18 protein-coding genes are annotated in these 19437 nt (G+C 40.9%); 1 reads left to right on the top strand and 17 read right to left on the bottom strand.

Features of this window, described 5'->3' with window-relative positions:
- Positions 1-107: 107 nt before the first annotated feature.
- On the bottom strand, positions 108-722 hold the full coding sequence (locus tag DESMER_RS13390) for a DUF2238 domain-containing protein (RefSeq protein ID WP_014903599.1): 615 nt from the start codon (positions 720-722) through the stop codon (positions 108-110).
- Between the two features lie 32 nt (positions 723-754).
- A complete protein-coding gene (locus tag DESMER_RS13395) occupies positions 755-1627 on the bottom strand; it encodes a glutamate mutase L (RefSeq protein ID WP_014903600.1) in 873 nt (290 codons plus the stop codon).
- A 210-nt stretch (positions 1628-1837) separates the two neighbouring features.
- On the opposite strand from DESMER_RS13395, the gene DESMER_RS13400 reads away from it, so the two are divergent.
- Complete coding sequence (locus tag DESMER_RS13400; protein WP_042333756.1) at positions 1838-2509, top strand: C40 family peptidase; 672 nt, start codon at positions 1838-1840, stop codon at positions 2507-2509.
- 104 nt (positions 2510-2613) lie between these two features.
- On the opposite strand, the gene DESMER_RS13405 is transcribed toward DESMER_RS13400, so the two are convergent.
- From DESMER_RS13405 to ilvB, 15 genes are all read right to left on the bottom strand, one after another.
- On the bottom strand, positions 2614-2958 hold the full coding sequence (locus DESMER_RS13405) for a GIY-YIG nuclease family protein (protein ID WP_014903602.1): 345 nt from the start codon (positions 2956-2958) through the stop codon (positions 2614-2616).
- Between the two features lie 3 nt (positions 2959-2961).
- Positions 2962-3441, bottom strand: a complete 480-nt coding sequence (locus DESMER_RS13410; protein ID WP_014903603.1) for a DUF6530 family protein — start codon at positions 3439-3441, stop codon at positions 2962-2964.
- Positions 3442-3769: 328 nt separating this feature from the next.
- Complete coding sequence (locus DESMER_RS13415) at positions 3770-4447, bottom strand: YjgB family protein (RefSeq protein ID WP_014903604.1); 678 nt, start codon at positions 4445-4447, stop codon at positions 3770-3772.
- Positions 4448-4511: 64 nt separating this feature from the next.
- Positions 4512-5231: a phosphatase PAP2 family protein gene (locus tag DESMER_RS13420; protein WP_014903605.1), complete on the bottom strand. Its 720-nt coding sequence runs from the start codon at positions 5229-5231 to the stop codon at positions 4512-4514.
- 38 nt (positions 5232-5269) lie between these two features.
- Entirely contained in the window at positions 5270-6418 is a 1149-nt protein-coding gene (locus tag DESMER_RS13425) for a UDP-N-acetylglucosamine--LPS N-acetylglucosamine transferase (protein WP_014903606.1), read from the bottom strand.
- 325 nt (positions 6419-6743) lie between these two features.
- Positions 6744-7964 carry an MFS transporter gene (locus DESMER_RS13430; protein WP_014903607.1) on the bottom strand — a complete coding sequence of 407 codons (1221 nt, stop codon included), beginning with the start codon at positions 7962-7964 and terminating at the stop codon, positions 6744-6746.
- 154 nt (positions 7965-8118) lie between these two features.
- On the bottom strand, positions 8119-8796 hold the full coding sequence (locus DESMER_RS13435) for a protein kinase family protein (RefSeq protein WP_014903608.1): 678 nt from the start codon (positions 8794-8796) through the stop codon (positions 8119-8121).
- Between the two features lie 431 nt (positions 8797-9227).
- On the bottom strand, positions 9228-10478 hold the full coding sequence (locus DESMER_RS13440) for a glutamate-5-semialdehyde dehydrogenase (protein WP_014903609.1): 1251 nt from the start codon (positions 10476-10478) through the stop codon (positions 9228-9230).
- A 54-nt stretch (positions 10479-10532) separates the two neighbouring features.
- Positions 10533-11648 (bottom strand): glutamate 5-kinase, encoded by a 1116-nt coding sequence (proB, locus tag DESMER_RS13445; RefSeq protein ID WP_042334535.1) that lies wholly within the window; start codon positions 11646-11648, stop codon positions 10533-10535.
- 2 nt (positions 11649-11650) lie between these two features.
- Positions 11651-12460 carry a pyrroline-5-carboxylate reductase gene (proC, locus tag DESMER_RS13450; protein WP_014903611.1) on the bottom strand — a complete coding sequence of 270 codons (810 nt, stop codon included), beginning with the start codon at positions 12458-12460 and terminating at the stop codon, positions 11651-11653.
- An 850-nt stretch (positions 12461-13310) separates the two neighbouring features.
- On the bottom strand, positions 13311-14372 hold the full coding sequence (leuB, locus tag DESMER_RS13455; RefSeq protein WP_014903613.1) for a 3-isopropylmalate dehydrogenase: 1062 nt from the start codon (positions 14370-14372) through the stop codon (positions 13311-13313).
- A gap of 50 nt (positions 14373-14422) precedes the next feature.
- Positions 14423-15943: a 2-isopropylmalate synthase gene (locus DESMER_RS13460; RefSeq protein ID WP_014903614.1), complete on the bottom strand. Its 1521-nt coding sequence runs from the start codon at positions 15941-15943 to the stop codon at positions 14423-14425.
- A gap of 213 nt (positions 15944-16156) precedes the next feature.
- Complete coding sequence (ilvC, locus tag DESMER_RS13465; protein ID WP_014903615.1) at positions 16157-17155, bottom strand: ketol-acid reductoisomerase; 999 nt, start codon at positions 17153-17155, stop codon at positions 16157-16159.
- A gap of 85 nt (positions 17156-17240) precedes the next feature.
- A complete protein-coding gene (gene ilvN, locus DESMER_RS13470; RefSeq protein ID WP_014903616.1) occupies positions 17241-17720 on the bottom strand; it encodes an acetolactate synthase small subunit in 480 nt (159 codons plus the stop codon).
- Positions 17721-17724: 4 nt separating this feature from the next.
- A complete protein-coding gene (gene ilvB, locus DESMER_RS13475) occupies positions 17725-19416 on the bottom strand; it encodes a biosynthetic-type acetolactate synthase large subunit (RefSeq protein ID WP_014903617.1) in 1692 nt (563 codons plus the stop codon).
- Positions 19417-19437: the final 21 nt, after the last annotated feature.

The raw sequence follows: 19437 nt of genomic DNA on the forward strand, positions 1-19437 counted from the left end.
GCTCTGTCGATGTAAATAATAGAAAATAATACCTACCAATCATAATTTCGCTAGAAAATCTGATAATCCTGCATACCAGAAAGGATTATTGTTATCGCAAAAGAGGTTTATACAGTCCCATCCTTAAGCTTTTTAGTTGATGAGCTTCGAATATATAAATAGATTGATGTTAGTAGCGCTGCAGTTGTTTTTACGATCAGATCCGTTAGAGTATCGTCAAGTCCTCCCTTAACCATACTCGTCTTAAAAAAGTAATCTCCAAGAAACTCAAATATTTCCCAGATAGTTCCTAATGTAATTGTAACACTGAAAGCAGTTATTAGCTCAAATACTATAAATCGCAGGTCTGATACTTCATGCCTCTTTCTGAAAGTCCCTTGGAGTATAGACAGTGATACTATCACAACATAACTTCCAAAAATAGAGTGCAGAAGCAAATCCCACCACCAATACATATAATAGAAATTCTTAAATTCGCCAAAATATTGCGCAAGCATTATAAACACTAACGTTACCGAGGGAAAACTGGACGGTAATCTTATGTTCAGATGACTAGCCAGACAGACAATGGCAAATGGTACAAAAACACAAATTATTGTAAGGGTTGTCAGACCTAAACGAGCCCATTGCCGAGATAGGATTTCCGAGATAGCAGTAACTATTAGAACAATTAGAAACAACAACGCAATTCCAAGGGCTAGCTTGCTAAATTGGTTCCTCATATGATAACTCCTTCAAAACAGAATCTCCCCGGTTAATTCTCCAAACCAAAGGATTCACGCATTAGCTGCCAGGTAGCTTTTCGATAAGCTTCGGGTAAGACACCTAAAGAGGTCAAAATGGAGTCTTTGTCTAAGAGGATAGCTATTTCTTTTCTATCCTCAAATAACCTATCCCTTATTTTTTCAATGCTTTCTTGAAAAATCTCCAGAGCATTGGGAAACTGAGTAAGTCCCACTCCAGTTCCTACAATCCAGCGAATCTTATTGAAATTTACATCCTTCTTGTTATCTAAACTTTTAGTATGTCTTCTTACCGCAAACCCAATTGCTGCTGCTGTCAACTCAGCACGAAAGATCATCTCTTTTGGGGTTTTCGGATTTATCGTATTTAGTTTTTCCCACTCACTTCCATAATGCTCCATAACCTTCTTTTCTCCAATGAGCTTCACTAAGGGCAGAGTGTTGTTAATAACATTTAAGTCTTCTGCCATCGTTTCCTGAGACATATCTTCAATAATCGAATAGACGTTTGTCGATACTGGACTAACATCAATCACTAATACTTCTCCTACCTCCTCATAAATCACTTGGGCTGCCCGCAGGATTGCTTCCGAGGTTGGCATTAGTTTGTTTTTTAGGTAAGATGGCACCTTATGCTTCTCCAGTCGATGCGGTAACACTAGACTCGAGGCGTAAATAGTGATCTCATCTAAAGAACCTACAGTCCCTATCTCTTTTTCTAAATCTTGAACAGCAGATTTTAATCCTGCTTCAATATCTCCATGATGTACAGTAGTATATGAGATTCCTTGTCCAAGCAGCTTAGGATTTGCAGTATCTAAATCGACAAAGGTATTAATAACTATACTCTCATTCCCAATTTCAGCGACAAAAACCTTTTCCATAGTTTTTCTCCTCACCATAGCAATTTTGGTATATATTATCCTACCCTAAAAAAGAAAATGTACCCCAAGTATATAAACTGTATTCTAATATCTAATAGGCTAAATATGGGTATACAACCAACAACTTGTACTATACTTTCAAGTAGTCAGCATGTATACTTCACTCTACGAGGCCTTGAGGGTAGCAATACAGGAAAGGGGTAGTTATAAGTGAAAAAAAGGATTATCTTAATGATATTAGTTATTATGACTATTATCGCTTCTGCTTCAGCAGTTGAAGCTGCAACATTTCAGGTAGGCTCAACAGGTTCAGAGATTCGAATGTTACAATCAGATCTCCAAACCTTAAATTATGATGTTGGTTCAGTTGATGGCATTTTCGGAAATAAGACTAACACTGCTGTTCAAGCATTTCAACGGGATCAAAATTTATTGGTAGATGGAATTGTCGGGCCCCAAACATTAGAGGCCTTGAACAATGCTAAGGCTTTGCCACAGGCCAAAGTTTCGCCCCAGGAAAAGACAAATCAACTCATTAGTACAGCCAAAAGCTTTTTAGGGGTTCCCTATAAATGGGGAGGCACAACTCCATCAGGCTTTGACTGTTCCGGATTTACTCGTTATGTGTTTGCCAGCCAAAACATTACTTTGCCTCGGGTTAGCATTGATCAATACAGTGTTGGAACCTCTGTAAGCTTTACCAACTTAATTCCTGGTGATTTGGTTTTCTTTAACCTTGTTCCGGGAAAACAAGTAAGTCATGTAGGAATCTACATTGGGGATAATCAATTCATTAGTGCAACAAGCAGTAAAGGAATTGCTATCTATAGCTTTACTCCCTATTGGTCCAAGGCCTATGTAGGAGCGAAACGTGTCTATTAATACCCTGAACTAACCTGAAGTTTTATTTTGAGCTTACCACTTACAAGAAGTGGGGGGCTGCAAATTTCAAGGCCACGCATTGCGTGGCCTTTACTTACGTCTTTTTAATAAAACTCAACATTTTCTCTGACCATTTTTTCTTCCCATTCCATCTGTAACAATGCTAAATCATCAGTATAATCCGTTTTCGCTTCATCTTTATCATATTCAAGCTTCTCCAATACCTCAATCGTAAAGCTTCCTTCTCCATATTCTTTCCATTCCTTTTGTAACTCTGAGTTACGATGAGAACCTAAGTCTAATTGGAATTTAAGTCTATTTAGGGCAGCTTGTAATCTTTGGGTAACTTCGATAAAACACTTATTATTATGCTTTGCCCGAATCATCACTATTCCCATTTCCGGCTTCATCTGTAAATATTGTTCTTTCAACTCTTTCTTTCTATCCATGTGCTAATATCCCATCTCTTTAAGAATCCTAGATAAAGTACGTAAACGTTCTCCGATGAGTTCATCATCAGTGCTTAGTGCTTGGTTAAACAATTTGATATCCTCATTGATTTTTTCGTTTCCAGTACATACAGCCACCGTCATGGCATCACCCTGTATGCCAATTCTATCAATGACAGGATTATTGGCCTCATATAAATTCTCATAGCGGTAGGCTTCTCGAAAATGAAGTTTAGTTCGACAAATTAGTATTGCCAGGTCGAGGACGCGATGCATAGGTAATTCCTCTGACTGTCTCGACCATTTTTCTCCCGTATATCTCCACACTTTTGCAGATACGTCTACCTTACCACGATCATTCCACTGGGCTAAACCTAATGAAAGACCTTTAGCATCTGAATTATAGGCATATCTCCCATCAACATTCTCATAGTTTTCTGAGACAATTACTGGCTTATGCTTCAGGGTTGTCGGTATTTTCATGGTAATCTTCCTCTTCTCTTATTACTAAACTACTTATTTACTAAATCAGTAGTTTACTAGTTTAGTATAAGCCCACTAAAGGTTTTAGTCAAACACCACTGTTCTTTAAAATTGAGAGGCACTTGGACAGTAGTAAGCTATGATCCCATGTGAGCTCGTTCTACCTCTGATATTTTCACTAACAAAATTAGGGTTCTCAGAAGTCTTTCTGAGAACCCTAAAAATTTCAAGAATACACCCCTAATCCTTCCAAAGAATTATGGGTGTATTCTAACCACTCTCTATAGTTAAAAATCACTAATTTAATTTCATCGACTTCCTGATTCAATTACCATTGCCGCCCCGGATCATCTGCCATATTGTTAACAGTACCCCTCGGATAAAGCACCAGATAATGATCCATCATTGGATTCGAATCAGTAGCTGTTGGTATTGGGAACACAAACTCAATTTTATATTCCGAACTCACTGTATAGCCAATGATTTCCTCTCCATTTACTTTTTTATCATAAAAGGGCCCATTCTCAACTTTGGTTTTAGCATTATAAGCAGGATCCCCAAATAGTTCCTTTGTCTTAGCCATGGATAGCTGCTGCAATTGAGGATCAAAGGATCGGACTTCAAAGATTTGAGAACCTTTGTTGAAGCCAAAAACCATTGCCTGTTTAGAGTAGGTAGCGTAGTTCCCCTTAGCGGCGGCCACCCAATCAACCTTTTCTGGCTCTCCCCATTGACTCTTAACATCTTCAATCACGGTTGTCTTTACAGGAAAATTACAGTTAATCACTTTCCCTTGCTCCGCGGCTCCCTTAATATTTAGCAATAACTCCTTGGCCTCATCCCTGGTTTGGGAGGCAGAGGACGAGGGAGGAGTTTGAGAAGCCGAATCCGTCGTCTTTGAGGGGGTATCCTTGGGAGAGTTTAAGGGTGAACACCCGACTATCAGCGCGAAAGCAAGTGAAATAATGACGTACTTTAAGAGTTGTTTTTTGGCTAAATTGATCATGATTTTACTCCTTTTATTGATTGAGTGATTTAAGTATCCTCTTGCTATGAGACGTCAGGAAAGCTTAATATCTGACGCCTAATTGCTGGCTTGGATTTTTCAACTCATCAATATCATTTGCCGATCTCTTTCGCACATTTAACCATTGATATTGTCTCCTCAACCAGGCGGCTCCTAGTCTCTCAAGCTTTATATGATAAACAAGGTCAAATATTAAGCCACCTAATACTATCGAGGATAAGAGATCTAAGATAACATGCTGTTTAATAAACTGAGTAGCTAAAATAATTGAAATAGCAATTGTATAAACTGTGCACACATTGTAATAATTCTTGCCAGGATACTTGTTTATTGCCTTAATCATTAAAAAACTTAATAAAACATGAATGCTTGGAAATGCATTGTAAGGCTGGTCATTATTATATACGAAGGCGATCAGCATGGTCAAAAAGTCGTTACCTACTAAATCTGGCCTTGGAACATTTGTTTGAAAGAAAAAATAAATAGCATAAGATATCAATAAACCAAGATTAATAGCTATAAGAGTCTTGTAATAGATTCTTTTATTTTTAAAGCAAAAGTAAGTTAAAGTTCCAAAAATAAAAAAATACCATAACAGATAGGGCAAAATAAATATCTTTAAAAATGGGACACTTTGATCTAAGTCAGTGACTAAGCTATGAGTACCTCGATTTGCATTATTGAGCAGACAATAAATAATATTTGAAATTGGAATTGATAGCATTAAACAAAGGGGCTTCAGATTTTTAATAATGTTTGACATCGGTAACTCCCTTCAGTGTGAGAACTTTTTTTTCGAAATCAGCCGGTTCTTTGCTCATGTCTCAATTCAGTTATTAATTTAAACATAGAATCAACGGTCTGTTCTGCTGAATGACTAACTAAAGCTAATGACGCCTTCTCACGCATTTTCTCTATTTCTTCGGGACAACTCAAGAAACGGCTAAGAGTTATTTCTAACTCCTCAACTGAACCAGCAACCTGTCCTGCACCGATGAGTTGGACAAAACTTGCATTTTCCTCTTCCTGACCTGGTATGGGCTTATATATCATAAGGGGTAAATGCTTTGTAAGAGCCTCTGTCACCGTTAAACCTCCGGCCTTAGTTATAATCAGATCCGCTATTGACATGAGCTCTTCCATGTTATTTGCATAACCTAACCTTACCAGAGTGTTTTTGGCATTTGTAACCACCTCATGTAAAGAGTCATACAACTTCCCATTATTTCCACAAACAATAATTACCTGTAAGGGGATTACTGAATTTGCTAATTTTTCGCAGATTCTTGTTGTTTCTTCAGAACTTCCATATCCCCCCATCACAAGAAATGTGGGCAGATCTGATTTTAATCCTAACTTGTAATAAATCAACTCTCGATTAATCCTCTTCTCAAATTTAGGACTAATCGGAATACCTGTAACATGTATCCTATCCTCGATGATTCCCCCTGTCACTAACATATCCTTAACTTTCTCACAAGCCACCATATAGGAATCCACACCAGGATGTACCCAATGGCTGTGTACCGTATAATCTGTAATCACAGTAATCACAGGTACTTGCAGAATATGTTCTAGTCTAAGCTGAGCTAGAATTGAAGAAACAGTTGGATAGGTACAAACAATAAGGTCCGGGGCAAATTCCTTAATATAATTCAGAAAATCACTACGCCCTAATTGATTAAGAAAACGCTGAATTCTAGAATTATGCGTTAACTTAGAAGATCGATAATAAAATCTTCCCCATAGCCCCGGGGAATGCTTTATCAATTCGAGGTAAAGCTTTTTAATCAGATTATTGAATCGCTTACTTAAAAAGTCCCCGAAATCCAAATGAGTTACAATAGCGGAAGGCTCCTTAACACGGAGTTCTTCGATAACTGCTTCTGCTGCCCGAATATGTCCATTTCCAAAGGCTGCAGAAAATACAAGAATTTTTAACTGTTTCATAGAATATCTCCTCCCTCACTTAATGACAACGCAATTTTTAATCATAAAATTAAATATCTCTTTCAAAATGCGAGTTCATATTTGAACGCTTAAACTTATAATAGAATTATAGAGTTGAGATCTTAAAAAAAACCTAGTTAAATCTTAGGAATTTCTTAAAATCTAATTAAAAATTATTCTGCTGGACAAGTGTACTCAATGGGAGAAGAGGTCACTCATTTATAAAACCTCCATCACATGTTAATCATCATGCTTAACACGTAAAAAAGGACTTGAATCTAAGTTTGATCCAAGTCCTTTTATATAGAAATCCCTTTAGTACTTATTAAAGTTTTGGGATTGGTTTTCCTGCTTCTATTAATACTTTGTTACCTAACAAGAAAAATCCTTGAATAAACATCAGCAAGCCTGTTCCAATAAGCAACCATTCAATCATAATGATATCCGCTAACGGTCCGAACAAGAGCATTCCTAAAGGCATCATGGAGCTTGAAATCATTCCCAAAACTCCAAACACTCTTCCCAGAAAATCTGCCTCTACCTTTTCCTGTATTAGGACTGTTGAAGGCGTGTTGAAAACCGGCATTGCAATTCCGACCACCCCCATAAAAATGAGATAAATCCAAAAAACCGGAATCATTCCCAGAGCAAAGGTGCAGACTCCAATTACAAGACTTGATAGTGTCATGGTGTGAACCTTGTTCTTAAAACCACCCCAAGAAGTCATAATAATGCCGCCAAGCATCATCCCAATTGAAAAAGTAATTTCTATTGCCGTTAAACGCCAAACATCGTTACCGAAACTACGAGTAACTTGCAGAGGAGTTAAAAAGGCAACAGGTGCTGCTAAGAAAAAGAAGCCGGCACAAAACAAAAAAAACCTCTTCACATATCCATGACTTCTGATGTAATTGAATCCATCACTCAGATCTCTAAAATAACTCAGAGTTTGTTTTTTAAGTGCTTTCGTGTGGACAGGTACATGTAAAAATAAAAGCAGAACTAAAACAGCAATGACTGCTGTGATCACATCTATAAAAAATATTAATTCAATCGAAGCCATTGTCAGTAGGGCACCACTTAACATAGGGGACAGTAACATAACTAGCGCTTGGATTGTTCCGTTCGTGGCGTTCACTTGAGTTAGTTTATCCGCCGGTACTAGTTGGGGGAGGAATGCTCCTACTGCAGGCACTTGAATAGCTGATCCAAGTGCGCGTATGGCGGACATTACTAAAAGGAGCCAGAGGGAATAATGGCCTAGAAGAAACAAAATTGCCAGAACCAGCGTCGATAATGCAATCAATGAATCGGATACCATAATGAGTGTTTTACGATTATAACGATCAGCCCATACCCCAGCAAATGGTGAAAGAAATAAGGTAGGTAAAAAACCGCAGACAATGGCTAACGTCATCATTACTCCAGACTGGGATTTTAAGGTAATATGCCACATAATTGCATATTGAACCAGGGATGATCCAAAGAGGGAAATAGTCTGACTAACTAAAAAAAGTATAATATTTTTTTTCCAACCTATATTCATATCGTATTATTGTCTCCATATCTAATTTGCTTGCTGTTTCAGTTATTAGTTTACACTTCTCACTAAGCATTCAATTACACCTTTTTCACTACCAATCTTTTATTAAAATTAGATTATTACCCAATTCTTAGCCAAGTATAAAAAAACACGCATTTCACAATAGAAGCCTTTCCTGAAAAGGATTAATGAGATCTTTCACAAAATCTTGAACATTTAGTCGCTCCGGTCTTGTCTGGTTATACCATTTTCGCACGTTTTCCACAAGCCAGAAAGGCAGGGCTTTTCCGTCAATTAAGTGATAATGCTCCATATATCCTTCTTTTAAGTATTCCCACCTTTTATCGTTTCCTAGCTCCAGATACTCAGAGACATCAACAAGCTTTACTTTACCCTCATGAAATAGTATATTTTTCAGATGAATGTCTCTTGGGTTCAGTCCTCTGCTGCGCACATATTCTATCGCATTTTCAACCTCAATAATGACCTGTTCAGGTATATGAATTCCTTGTAATAGACAATCATATAGAGTAATTCCTGCTTCGTAACTAATCACCAGATAGTTTAATCCTTTGCCATAATACACAGGAAAATACTTCGAGTAACCTAATTTTAAATAAACTTTGCTCTCTTGTTCTAACTTTTCTAGCTTGTCATTACTAAACACTTTATAAGCATACTGGGGTGCGGAGATGAAGCGAAACACCGCAGCATCTGTCCCTCTACCAATACACTTAAGCTTATTAGATTTAGCTTGCACGAGAACAAGTTCATTTTTGCCATTTGAAGAGACTTTCACTTTACTTAATTCTCTCTTCGCAATATCCCACTCCATAAGCTCACACCCTTTGTCTCATGTCTCAATGATGCTCCACTTTCACACCCTCTAACCTCTATATGAACACGTATAAAAACCGTCATCGATTTTAAATTATGCTCGTCTTAGAGTAATCCTAGTCTACCATAAAAGGCTTCCAAATGGCGGCCTTTTATGGTAGACTAGGTGATTAATTCACATCAAAAGACAAATAGGCATGTCCAACAATTCGACAGCGCTGTCGAATTGTTGGACATGCCTATTTGTCTACAGTCTGAAGGCCACCAAATGGCGGCCTTTTCAGTAAAAGATACCTTTTGCGACACGGTCTGCCCAGTAATAGGCAAGCGATCTACCGCACACGCCTAGGAACAAAGAGGATACAAGTAATTCTCCTAAAAGCTACTCAATCATCTAAGTAACATAAGCGATAGAATTCTCATGCCTAATTATTTTACAATCTGTCCATCTCCATAAACCATGTATTTAATCGTCGTCAATTCTCTCAAGCCCATTGGCCCTCGGGCATGCAACTTCTGAGTGCTGATTCCTATCTCTGCTCCAAAGCCGAAGCGTCCTCCATCAGTAAATCGTGTTGAAGCATTAACATAAACTGCAGCAGCATCGATTTCTCTCAGAAATCTTTGTGCTTTTGAGTAATTCTCCGTAATGATGGTTTCAGAATGTTTTGTTGAATATCGGTAGATATGATCAAGCGCCCCATTAAGACCCGGCACGACTTTAACACTTAATATAAGATCGAGATGTTCTTCCATCCAGTCTTCTTCACTGGCAGGGGAAGCGTAAGACAAGATTTCACACGTTCTTGAGCAGCCTTTAATCTCAACTTGCTTTTTTTGCAGTTCTTCACCAATCAAGGGAAGAAAGTCTTCCGCAATCCCTTCATCCACAAGCATGGTTTCCAATGCATTACAGACCCCTGGATTTTGGGTCTTGGCATTGATAATAACAGGCACAGCCTTCTCAAAGTCTGCGTCTTGATCAACAAATGCATGACACATTCCGGTTCCGGTTTCAATGACTGGAACTGTGGCATTAGTTACCACCGTTTGAATCAGACCGGCACCACCCCTAGGTATAACCACATCAACATAATCATTTAAACGGATTAACTGTTGAACCCATTCTCGATTTGTCTCTGTAATCAATTGAATAGAACCTGATGGCAATCCGCTTGCCTCAGCAGCTTCAGCTATAACTCTCGCCAAGACTTTATTACTTTCCAAGGCCTCCGACCCGCCCCTCAGGATCACAGCATTTCCTGACTTTAGACACAGTGCAGCTGCATCGACTGTTACATTAGGCCTTGCCTCATAAATCATGGCCACGACTCCTAAGGGAACACGAGTTTGTTGAATGCGCAAACCATTCGGCCGTGTCCACACTTCCCCTTCTCCAACCGGGTCTCGTAACGCTACTACCTCATTGAGAGATTGGCTAATTTGAGCGATGCTCGCTGATGATAACTTTAGACGATTTACTAAGCTTTTCTTGAGACCCTTCTCTTCAGCAACTTTAACATCTAGGCTATTTGCCCTAAGGATTTCTTCCTCATTTTTCAGGAGTGCTTCTGCCATATAGACTAGGGCTTTATTTTTGGCCTCCGTGCTGGTGAAAGCCAATTGTCGAGCTGCTTGTTTAGCTTTATTCCCTATCTCAATTAATTCCGGGAAATACATATAACCGACCTCCCCTTAGAAAACATTATACTATATTCCAATTTAACCCATGCTTTAGGCATCAACCATAAGTGTCATATTGTCCCGGTGAACTACTTCTTCACCATCAAAGCTCTCAACAAATTGATGTAATTTCTCAGAGTGCAAACCCTTTACCAGCTTTACCTCAGCATCGCTTAGCTCGACAACGCCTCTAGCAATTTCTTCTCTCTGGGAATTAATTATTCGAACGATTTCTTTTCGTTCCCAAGTTCCTTCAACATTGGTAATTCCTTTAGCCAGCAAACTTTTTCCTTCTTCCACAAGGGCTTTGGCCGCGCCTTCATCAACTTGAATACTGCCTTCAGATAATCCTGCATAGGCAATCCAACGTTTACGACCTGCCAGTCGATGTTTGAGCGGTTGAAAAAATGTTCCCAAAGGTTCTTGGCTTTTAGTTGACGGGCTAAGTTCCGGCAATCTTGTAAAGTTTAAAAGCAGCATTCCAATTCCAAAACGTGTAGCTATCTTGGCGGCCCTAAGTTTAGTAACCATCCCTCCAGTTCCTAATAAGCTTCCTGCCCCACTCGCCATACATTCAACGGCTGAAACGTCGGTGACCTCTTTAATTAGTTGAGCGGATTGATCCTTTTTGGGATTTGCAGAGTACAAGCCATCGACATCCGTTAAAATGACCAATAAATCTGCCCCAACGAGTCCGGCAACTAAGGCAGATAAAGTGTCATTATCTCCAAAGCAAAGTTCATCTACCGCAACTGTGTCGTTTTCATTAATGATGGGCACAACTTGTAAACGCAGTAATTTCTCTAAAGTGTTTTGGGCGTTTCTATAGTGAGAGGCTTGTGCCAAATCAATACGGGAAAGTAATACCTGAGCCCCAATAATTCCTTGGCGTTCAAGATAACGGGTATACATCTCAATGAGGACTCCTTGACCTACAGCTGCTACAGCTTGTTTGCCTGCTAAATCACGTGGACGAGCTGAAAGCTTTAGTTGTCCCATCCCGGCAGCTACTGCACCAGATGAAACGATTATGCACTCAACGCCACTCTGTTTTAAAGCGGCAATGACTGAAGCAATCTCATTAATTGCACGCTCATCAATCCCACCTTGTGGATGGTTTAAGCTGCTGCTCCCTATTTTTAAAACAACCCTGCGAACCTCACTGATTTTCACTCCGAATACTCCCCTTCCAAGTCTTCCGCTCGCCTAGCACAAGCCCAAGCTGCGTTCTGAACTGTCTGAGCCAGTTTTTCCTCCATAAACACATTAAGGGCAGCATAGGTCGTTCCATTGGGCGAAGTGACTTCCTCACGCAGTTTTCCCGGTGATTTATCACTTTCCGCAATCATTTTTCCTGATCCAATTAGGGTTTCAAGCACTAAGACCTCTGCTTCCGCTTCACTAAGGCCTAATTCCACGCCAGCCTTGATTAAGCTTTCAGCGAAAAGATAAAAATATGCCGGCCCACTGCCACTGATAGCTGTTAAAGCATTGATGTTTTTTTCTGGCACCCACATAATCTTACCAGTGGCCGAAAAGATCTTTTCTCCCACACTAGCCTGTTCATCATTGACATTATCCCCCCGCACTAATCCCGTCATGGAATGAAGTACAGCAGTAGAAGTATTAGGCATAGCCCTAACCACTGCAACTCCTGGCAAATACTTATAAAACACCTTCAAAGGAACACCTGCCGCTACACTAATCACCAGTTTATTCTGCAACGAAAAACCTGCTAAATCTTTCAATACCCCTTGGACATCCTTCGGCTTTACTGCAATAATAAGAACCTTAGAATCTTCTACAAGCTCAGTTAATGAAGTAGCGATAACATTATATCTGTCAACCAACCCCTGAAGTCGTCCTCGATTGGAATGATTAGTCACTCTAATCTCAAGGGCACTATTTGCCTTCTTTAAACCACTAATCATAGCCTCCGCAATATTTCCCCCGCCAATGAAACCAATACTTTGTGACATATCACAACCATCCTTCCCAAACCATTATTTATTAAAAAACCAATCAGAAAAATGCTTAAGTCAGCCTTCCATAATTTCAAGCTAATACGCCTTCTCCTATTAGCATTTCCCTAACTGCAAGAACATTCTCTCTCAATCCCCAAACATCTTGAACAAGAAGTTCAAGGAAACCATACATCCTCAAATTATCCACCTGAACGGTCAATAACTCCCAACTTGCACATCCCCGTTCCCAGCCCCCATCGACCAGAAAGCTAAGGAGCCAATAGCTTAGTGAACACTTTAGTGGAGTTCACGTTAAAGCGAGTGCCAATGCTGAAGGCCAATTGCGCCCAGGTTCACTTCCTGCGCCGCCCAGAGGTTGGCGCAATTCCTTCAGCATCCAACGAGCCAGTGAACGCAACGTGTGTGAACGGGCTATGGCTCCTTACTTTCACAAGACACTATGGCTCCTTACTTTCATAAGACCCAAAGACCTAAAAAAGGCCCCTCTCATCCTTATATCAAGGACGAAAGAAGCCTTCCGCGGTACCACCTTTATTGCCAATGCCAACTCATCACTGCCAGATTGATCTAACAAAATTCCGCATAACGGTGGATACCGTCCGATTCATCATCAGAGCATCACGACTGGGGTTCTGATACCGAAGGTGGAAAAACTCTCAGCAACTGTTTTTCTCTCTGAACACCATCCTCTATCATACTAGGTCGATCACATGCTATAGTCTCTATCCAGTTAGGTATACTTTATCTTAAAAAATTGAACTTTTCAAGTCCTTTTCTAACATAACCTGGAAAAAACATTAAGGCAAGACAATACTACACACACTTTTAATCACTACTATCCTAACTATTTAAGCGCTTTAACAACAGCATCGCCCATTTCACGAGTGCCGAGAACCTTATCGCCTGGTTTTGCTAAATCAGCGGTTCTATACCCTTCTTGCAAGACTTGCTCAACCGCTCTCTCAATCTTCTGTGCCTCCTCTTCTAATCCAAAGGAGTAACGTAACATCAGAGCACCCGAGAGAATCGTGGCCAAAGGATTGGCAATATTCTTTCCTGCAATATCTGGGGCTGAGCCATGAGCAGGTTCATAGAGTCCTTTACTGCCATTTAAGCTTGCCGAGGAGATCATTCCAATCGATCCCATGAGCATAGAAGCTAAATCTGTCAGAATATCTCCAAACATGTTCTCAGTTACGATTACATCAAACTGCTCCGGCCAGCGAACCAATTGCATAGCAGCATTGTCGACATACATATGGGTTAATTCAACTTCCGGATAATTCTTGGCGACTTCAAGAGTAATCTCTCTCCAAAAACGAGAAGACTCTAGGACATTTGCTTTGTCAACGGAACAAAGCTTTTTACGCCGCTTCATTGCAGTTTGGAAACCAAGTTCAACAATACGCTGGATTTCTTCCTCAGTATAGATCAAGTTATCAAAGGCACTTCTGGGGTTAGTTCCTCTCCCTTTCTCCCCAAAGTAAAGTCCACCTGTCAATTCACGCAAAACAACAAGGTCAACGTTTTTAACCACTTCAGTTTTAAGAGTAGAGGCATCCACTAACATAGGGAGCATCTTGACAGGACGAATATTTGCAAAAAGACCCAAAGCTTTTCTAATCGCCAGCAATCCTCCCAATTCTGGGCGTTGGGGAGCTGGGAGGGTATCCCACTTAGGCCCACCCACTGAACCTAATAGAATCGCGTCAGCTGCCTGTGCTGCTTCAAGTGTTGCATCCGGCAAAGCTTTGCCCACTACATCAATTGCAGCTCCCCCTATCAAACCATATTCAAACTTCAGACTTTGGGGATGATCCTTTAATACAGCTTCTAACACCTTGACGGCTTCTGGGGTTATTTCTAACCCAATACCATCACCGGGAAGTACTAAAACATTAGGCATTATTCTTCCTCCTTCAACTTAGGGATAAGTCCACCGGCACGAATCGGTTCTTACTGTTTAATCTCAATCCAGCCTCGTGTGTAAGCTCGATTTACTGCTTGGAGATAACCTCTTACACTTGCTTCGATAATATCTGTACTAACTCCACGTCCGGCAACTAGATTCTCTCCAAATTTTACGCTTACCGTAACTTCCCCTTGCGCATCTTCGCCACCATCAAGTGCTTGTAAGGAATAATGACTTAATTTCCCTTGAGTTCCCAACACTTTATCTATGGCTTTAAAGGCGGCGTCAACTGGTCCATCACCGCAGGCAGCATCAGCGAGTCTTTGCCCTTGATACATTAACCCAACGGTAGCTGTGGGAACTAAATGAGTTCCGCTTGAAATCTGCAGGTAATCTAAATTTATCTGATCATTTTTCTCTTTCTGTTCATCTACCAAGGAGAACAAATCAGCTGTGGTCACTTCTCGCTTTCGGTCGGCCAAAAGTTTAAACCGGGAAAACAACTCTTCAAAATGACTATCCTCTAATTCCAGTCCCAGATCTGCCAGCCTCTGCTGAACAGCATGACGTCCTGAATGTTTCCCTAGGACAATGGATTCAGCATCTACTCCAATAATACTAGGTGACATAATCTCATAGGTGGAACGTTCTTTTAACATACCATCTTGGTGAATACCGGACTCATGGGCAAAAGCATTCTTACCTACGATGGCCTTGTTATGCTGAATCATCATTCCGGTTAGACGACTTACCAATTGACTAGTTCTGGCTATCTCCGAGGTTACAATACTGGTTTCCACATCAAACTGATCCCGGCGAGTGTGTAAAGCCATGACAAGTTCTTCTAAGGCTGCATTTCCGGCTCTTTCACCGATCCCATTTACAGTGCATTCCAGCTGATGTACACCTACTCCAACTGCAGCAAGGGAATTGGCGACAGCCAGGCCTAAATCGTTATGGCAATGAACACTGACTTTCACTTTCTCAATTCCAGTTGTTCGTTCCATAATTGCTTTCAAAAATGCGGCATACTCTTCAGGCGTGGCATAGCCCACCGTATCTGGAACATTAAGCACAGTTGCGCCAGCTTGAATAACCCCTGAGAAAACTCTAGCCAAGAAATCTACATTGCTGCGGGAAGCATCTTCAGCACTAAACTCAATATCACTAACCTTGGATTTTGCCAATCGAACTGCCTGGACAGCTTGTTCAAAGACTTCGTCCGGTGATTTTTGTAATTTATACTGCATATGTATGGGCGAAGTAGCTATAAAGGTATGAATACGGGGAGACTCTCCGCCTGATATTGCCTCCCAGGCACGTTCGATATCTTTGGCATTCGCCCGAGCAAGGGCGGCCACCCCTACATTTCTTACCTCTTGAGCAATCCTGCGCACTCCTTCAAAATCTCCTGGGGAGGCTATCGGAAATCCTGCTTCAAGAACATTAACTCCCAGCTTTCCTAATTGATGGGCAATTAGCAGTTTTTCCTCTGCATTTAGTGCTACTCCGGGAGATTGTTCGCCGTCTCTCAGAGTAGTATCAAAGATCTCAATCCGCCGCATTACTCAAACATCCTTCCGATTACTTTTGAAAAGCATTGTTGAAAAGAGTGACCAGTGAATCTGGGTGGAAACAAGACAAAACCCCAGCTAACAGTGTATTTATAGCCCCAAATTCTATCTTAAATTTAATCAGACCATTGCCACGAATGGCAATGATCTGCATTCCTTCAAAAATAAAGTAGTCTCAGCCGTAAAGCAGCTAAAAGATATTAACTATTCGTGTTTTTTCAACCAGCTCATCATTCCTCTTAATTGCTCCCCAACTTTTTCAATCGGATGATTTGCTTCGATCCGGGTCATAGCATTAAAGGTTGGACGATTAGCTTGGTTCTCAAGTAACCATGCTTTTGCAAAACGACCATCTTGAATTTCTTCAAGAACGCGTTTCATTTCTTTACGAGTTTCTTGATTAATAATGCGTTTTCCAATGGTCATATCTCCGTATTGAGCAGTATCAGATACTGAATATCTCATCCAGCTCATACCGCCTTCATACATTAAATCAACGATAAGTTTTAATTCATGCAAACACTCAAAGTAAGCAATTTCCGGCTGATAACCAGCCTCGACCAAGGTATCAAAACCAGCTTTAACCAGCTCAGAGGCTCCTCCGCAAAGGACTGCCTGTTCTCCGAAGAGGTCAGTTTCGGTTTCCTCTCCAAAAGTTGTCTCTAAAACGCCGGCTTTGGTTGATCCAATTCCTTTAGCATACGCTAGGGCCAATTCTTTGGCCTTACCGGAAGCATCTTGATGAACAGCAATCAGGGCTGGAACTCCTGCCCCTTCAGTGTAAGTACGACGTACTAAATGGCCTGGGCTTTTCGGAGCCACCATGAAAACATCCACATCACTTGGAGGAACGATTTGACCGAAATGAATATTAAATCCATGAGAAAAGACTAAAGCTTTTCCGGAGGTTAGATGTTGCTTAATCTCTTCATTATATACCTTACTTTGGGTTTCATCCGGAAGCAAAATTTGAATAACATCTGCCCGCTTTGCAGCCTCTTCTACTGTCATTACTTCAAAGCCGGCAGCTTGTGCACGTTCAGTACGAGCACTCCCCGGACGAAGCCCTATAACTACATTCAGTCCAGAATCTTTGAGGTTTTGAGCTTGAGCATGTCCTTGACTACCATAACCCATTACTGCGATAACCTTGCCTTTTAATAACTCCAAATTTGCGTCTACATCATAATACATTTTTGCCATCTTTCTAAAACTCCCTTTCAACTATAAGCTTTGCCTTTAAATAACCAAAGCCATTTTTATTATACTACACAAGGAAAATCTTTCACTATGCTTCTGAACGCAAAATTGCAACTTTTCCAGTGCGTACTAACTCCATTAATCCATAAGGTTGAATTGCGTGGACAAACGCATCAATTTTGGGTATATCTCCGGTTAATTCAACGGTTAAATTCGTTCTACCCATATCCACAACCCGCCCGCGAAAAATATCCACTGTTTGGAGAACCGCAGACCGTGTTTCACTACTGACTTGAACCCTAATCAAGGCAAGTTCACGATCAACAACACATTCACCAGTATAATCCGAAACCGAGTGAACAACCACTAGTTTGCTTAATTGATTTCGTACCTGTTCTATGATTTGATCATCCCCATTAACGACGATTGTCATTCGCGATAGCTCCGGATCTTCTGTTTGACAGACTGTCAGACTATCGATGTTATAACCTCGCCGGGTAAACAATCCTGCAACACGAATCAAAACTCCAGGATTGTTCTCCACAAGAACTGCCAGTGTATGCAACATATTATTACCTCACAATCATTTCAGTAATAAGTTTACCTGGGGGAACCATAGGTAAAACATTTTCATTTTCTGAGATAGCAATCTCCACCAGCACTGGTCCGGGATGATTAAACGCTTCCTCAAGAGCGCCGCGAACCTGTTCGAAGGAATTGACATGAATGCCATGGATACCATAGGCTTCTGCCACCTTAACAAAGTCAGGGCTGCCTTGAAGACTGATTTGACTATAACGCTCAGCATAAAACATTTTTTGCATTTGTCGAACCATACCAAGAACTCCATTATTCAGAAGGACAATCTTAATAGGAAGTTTATTCTGAGCAATCGTACCCAACTCTTGAATCGACATTTGGAAAGACCCATCACCGGTTATTACTACAACTTTTTCATTGGGACGTGCAATTTGTGCTCCTATAGCTGAAGGTAAGCCATAACCCATAACGCCAAGACCGCAGCTGGTTGCATAATTGCGCGGGTTTACTGCAGGATAATACTGAGCGGCCCACATTTGATGCTGTCCAACATCTGTGGTGACAATAGTTTCTCCGCCGGCTACTTCCCCGAGACACTGAATGACCATCTGAGGGGTAAGTCTGTCTTTGTCATACTCCAGAGTATGATTCGCCTTCCAGTCGTGCAGCTGTTTCCACCACTCTGTAACTTGAGGAACCGGAAAAGCCGGCAGAACCTCGAGCATCTCTGTTATTACTTGGCGCGCATCGCCAACGATTTGGATATCTGTTTTTACCACTTTCCTGATCTCAACCGGATCAATATCAATATGAATAACCTTAGCCTTAGTCGCAAACCGATGCCCTATACCGCTTGTTACACGGTCATCAAAACGCACACCCACCGCAATTAACAAATCACAATCGTCCACAGCATAGTTGGCTGTCACTGTTCCATGCATTCCTACCATACCTAATGAGTTAGGATGTTCAAAAGGAAGGCTTCCGGTTCCCATCAAGGTAGTAACCAATGGGATAGATGTTTTATCTATAAATTGCCTCAAAACATCTTCCGCCCCGGCGGTAACAACTCCGCCCCCCGCATATAACACAGGCTTTCGAGACTCCGAAAGTACTTTAACCACTTCTTCAATCTTTCCATTGTTAGCTTGACCAAACGCTTTATACCCTTTTAACTTCATTTCATTAGAAAAAGGAACAACGTTTTCAGCAGCTAGAACATCTTTGGGCAAATCAATAAGAACAGGCCCGGGACGACCGGTACGAGCTATATAAAAAGCCTCTCTGACAATCCTTGGCAGATCCCTGGCGTCTTTAACCAAATATGAATGTTTTGTGATAGGCATTGTAATTCCAATAATATCTACCTCTTGAAATGAATCGGAGCCAATAGAGCTTGTGGGAACCTGCCCAGTCAGGACAACCATAGGGATGGAATCTAAGAAAGCATTGGCGATACCGGTTACCAGATTTGTGGCTCCCGGACCTGATGTCCCTAAGCAAACTCCTACTTTCCCAGTTACTCTGGAATAACCATCCGCCGCAAAAACAACTCCCTGTTCATGCCGTCCCAATACATGACGAATCGGACTATCTAAGAGAGCGTCATACAGTGGAAGCAATACCCCTCCGGGATAACCAAAGATGACGTCAACACCTTCTTGCTGTAAGGCATTTAATAAGATATGAGCGCCAAGTAATCCTGTTTTTTCTTCTTCACTCATAGTTTTCCCTCCCTAAACAAT

Origin of the sequence: Desulfosporosinus meridiei DSM 13257, assembly GCF_000231385.2 — a bacterium.
Classification (GTDB): Bacteria; Bacillota; Desulfitobacteriia; order Desulfitobacteriales; family Desulfitobacteriaceae; genus Desulfosporosinus; species Desulfosporosinus meridiei.

What these genes read in the sequence shown, in the direction of transcription:
- DESMER_RS13420 (WP_014903605.1), bottom strand. Translation starts at nt 5,231, where the DNA reads ATGTCAAACATTATTAAAAATCTGAAGCCCCTTTGTTTAATGCTATCA.
- ilvB (WP_014903617.1), bottom strand. Translation starts at nt 19,416, where the DNA reads ATGAGTGAAGAAGAAAAAACAGGATTACTTGGCGCTCATATCTTATTA.
- ilvC (WP_014903615.1), bottom strand. Translation starts at nt 17,155, where the DNA reads ATGGCAAAAATGTATTATGATGTAGACGCAAATTTGGAGTTATTAAAA.
- ilvN (WP_014903616.1), bottom strand. Translation starts at nt 17,720, where the DNA reads ATGTTGCATACACTGGCAGTTCTTGTGGAGAACAATCCTGGAGTTTTG.
- leuB (WP_014903613.1), bottom strand. Translation starts at nt 14,372, where the DNA reads ATGCCTAATGTTTTAGTACTTCCCGGTGATGGTATTGGGTTAGAAATA.
- DESMER_RS13435 (WP_014903608.1), bottom strand. Translation starts at nt 8,796, where the DNA reads ATGGAGTGGGATATTGCGAAGAGAGAATTAAGTAAAGTGAAAGTCTCT.
- DESMER_RS13425 (WP_014903606.1), bottom strand. Translation starts at nt 6,418, where the DNA reads ATGAAACAGTTAAAAATTCTTGTATTTTCTGCAGCCTTTGGAAATGGA.
- DESMER_RS13440 (WP_014903609.1), bottom strand. Translation starts at nt 10,478, where the DNA reads ATGTATTTCCCGGAATTAATTGAGATAGGGAATAAAGCTAAACAAGCA.
- DESMER_RS13430 (WP_014903607.1), bottom strand. Translation starts at nt 7,964, where the DNA reads ATGAATATAGGTTGGAAAAAAAATATTATACTTTTTTTAGTTAGTCAG.
- DESMER_RS13410 (WP_014903603.1), bottom strand. Translation starts at nt 3,441, where the DNA reads ATGAAAATACCGACAACCCTGAAGCATAAGCCAGTAATTGTCTCAGAA.
- DESMER_RS13460 (WP_014903614.1), bottom strand. Translation starts at nt 15,943, where the DNA reads ATGCGGCGGATTGAGATCTTTGATACTACTCTGAGAGACGGCGAACAA.
- DESMER_RS13395 (WP_014903600.1), bottom strand. Translation starts at nt 1,627, where the DNA reads ATGGAAAAGGTTTTTGTCGCTGAAATTGGGAATGAGAGTATAGTTATT.
- DESMER_RS13390 (WP_014903599.1), bottom strand. Translation starts at nt 722, where the DNA reads ATGAGGAACCAATTTAGCAAGCTAGCCCTTGGAATTGCGTTGTTGTTT.
- DESMER_RS13405 (WP_014903602.1), bottom strand. Translation starts at nt 2,958, where the DNA reads ATGGATAGAAAGAAAGAGTTGAAAGAACAATATTTACAGATGAAGCCG.
- DESMER_RS13415 (WP_014903604.1), bottom strand. Translation starts at nt 4,447, where the DNA reads ATGATCAATTTAGCCAAAAAACAACTCTTAAAGTACGTCATTATTTCA.
- proC (WP_014903611.1), bottom strand. Translation starts at nt 12,460, where the DNA reads ATGTCACAAAGTATTGGTTTCATTGGCGGGGGAAATATTGCGGAGGCT.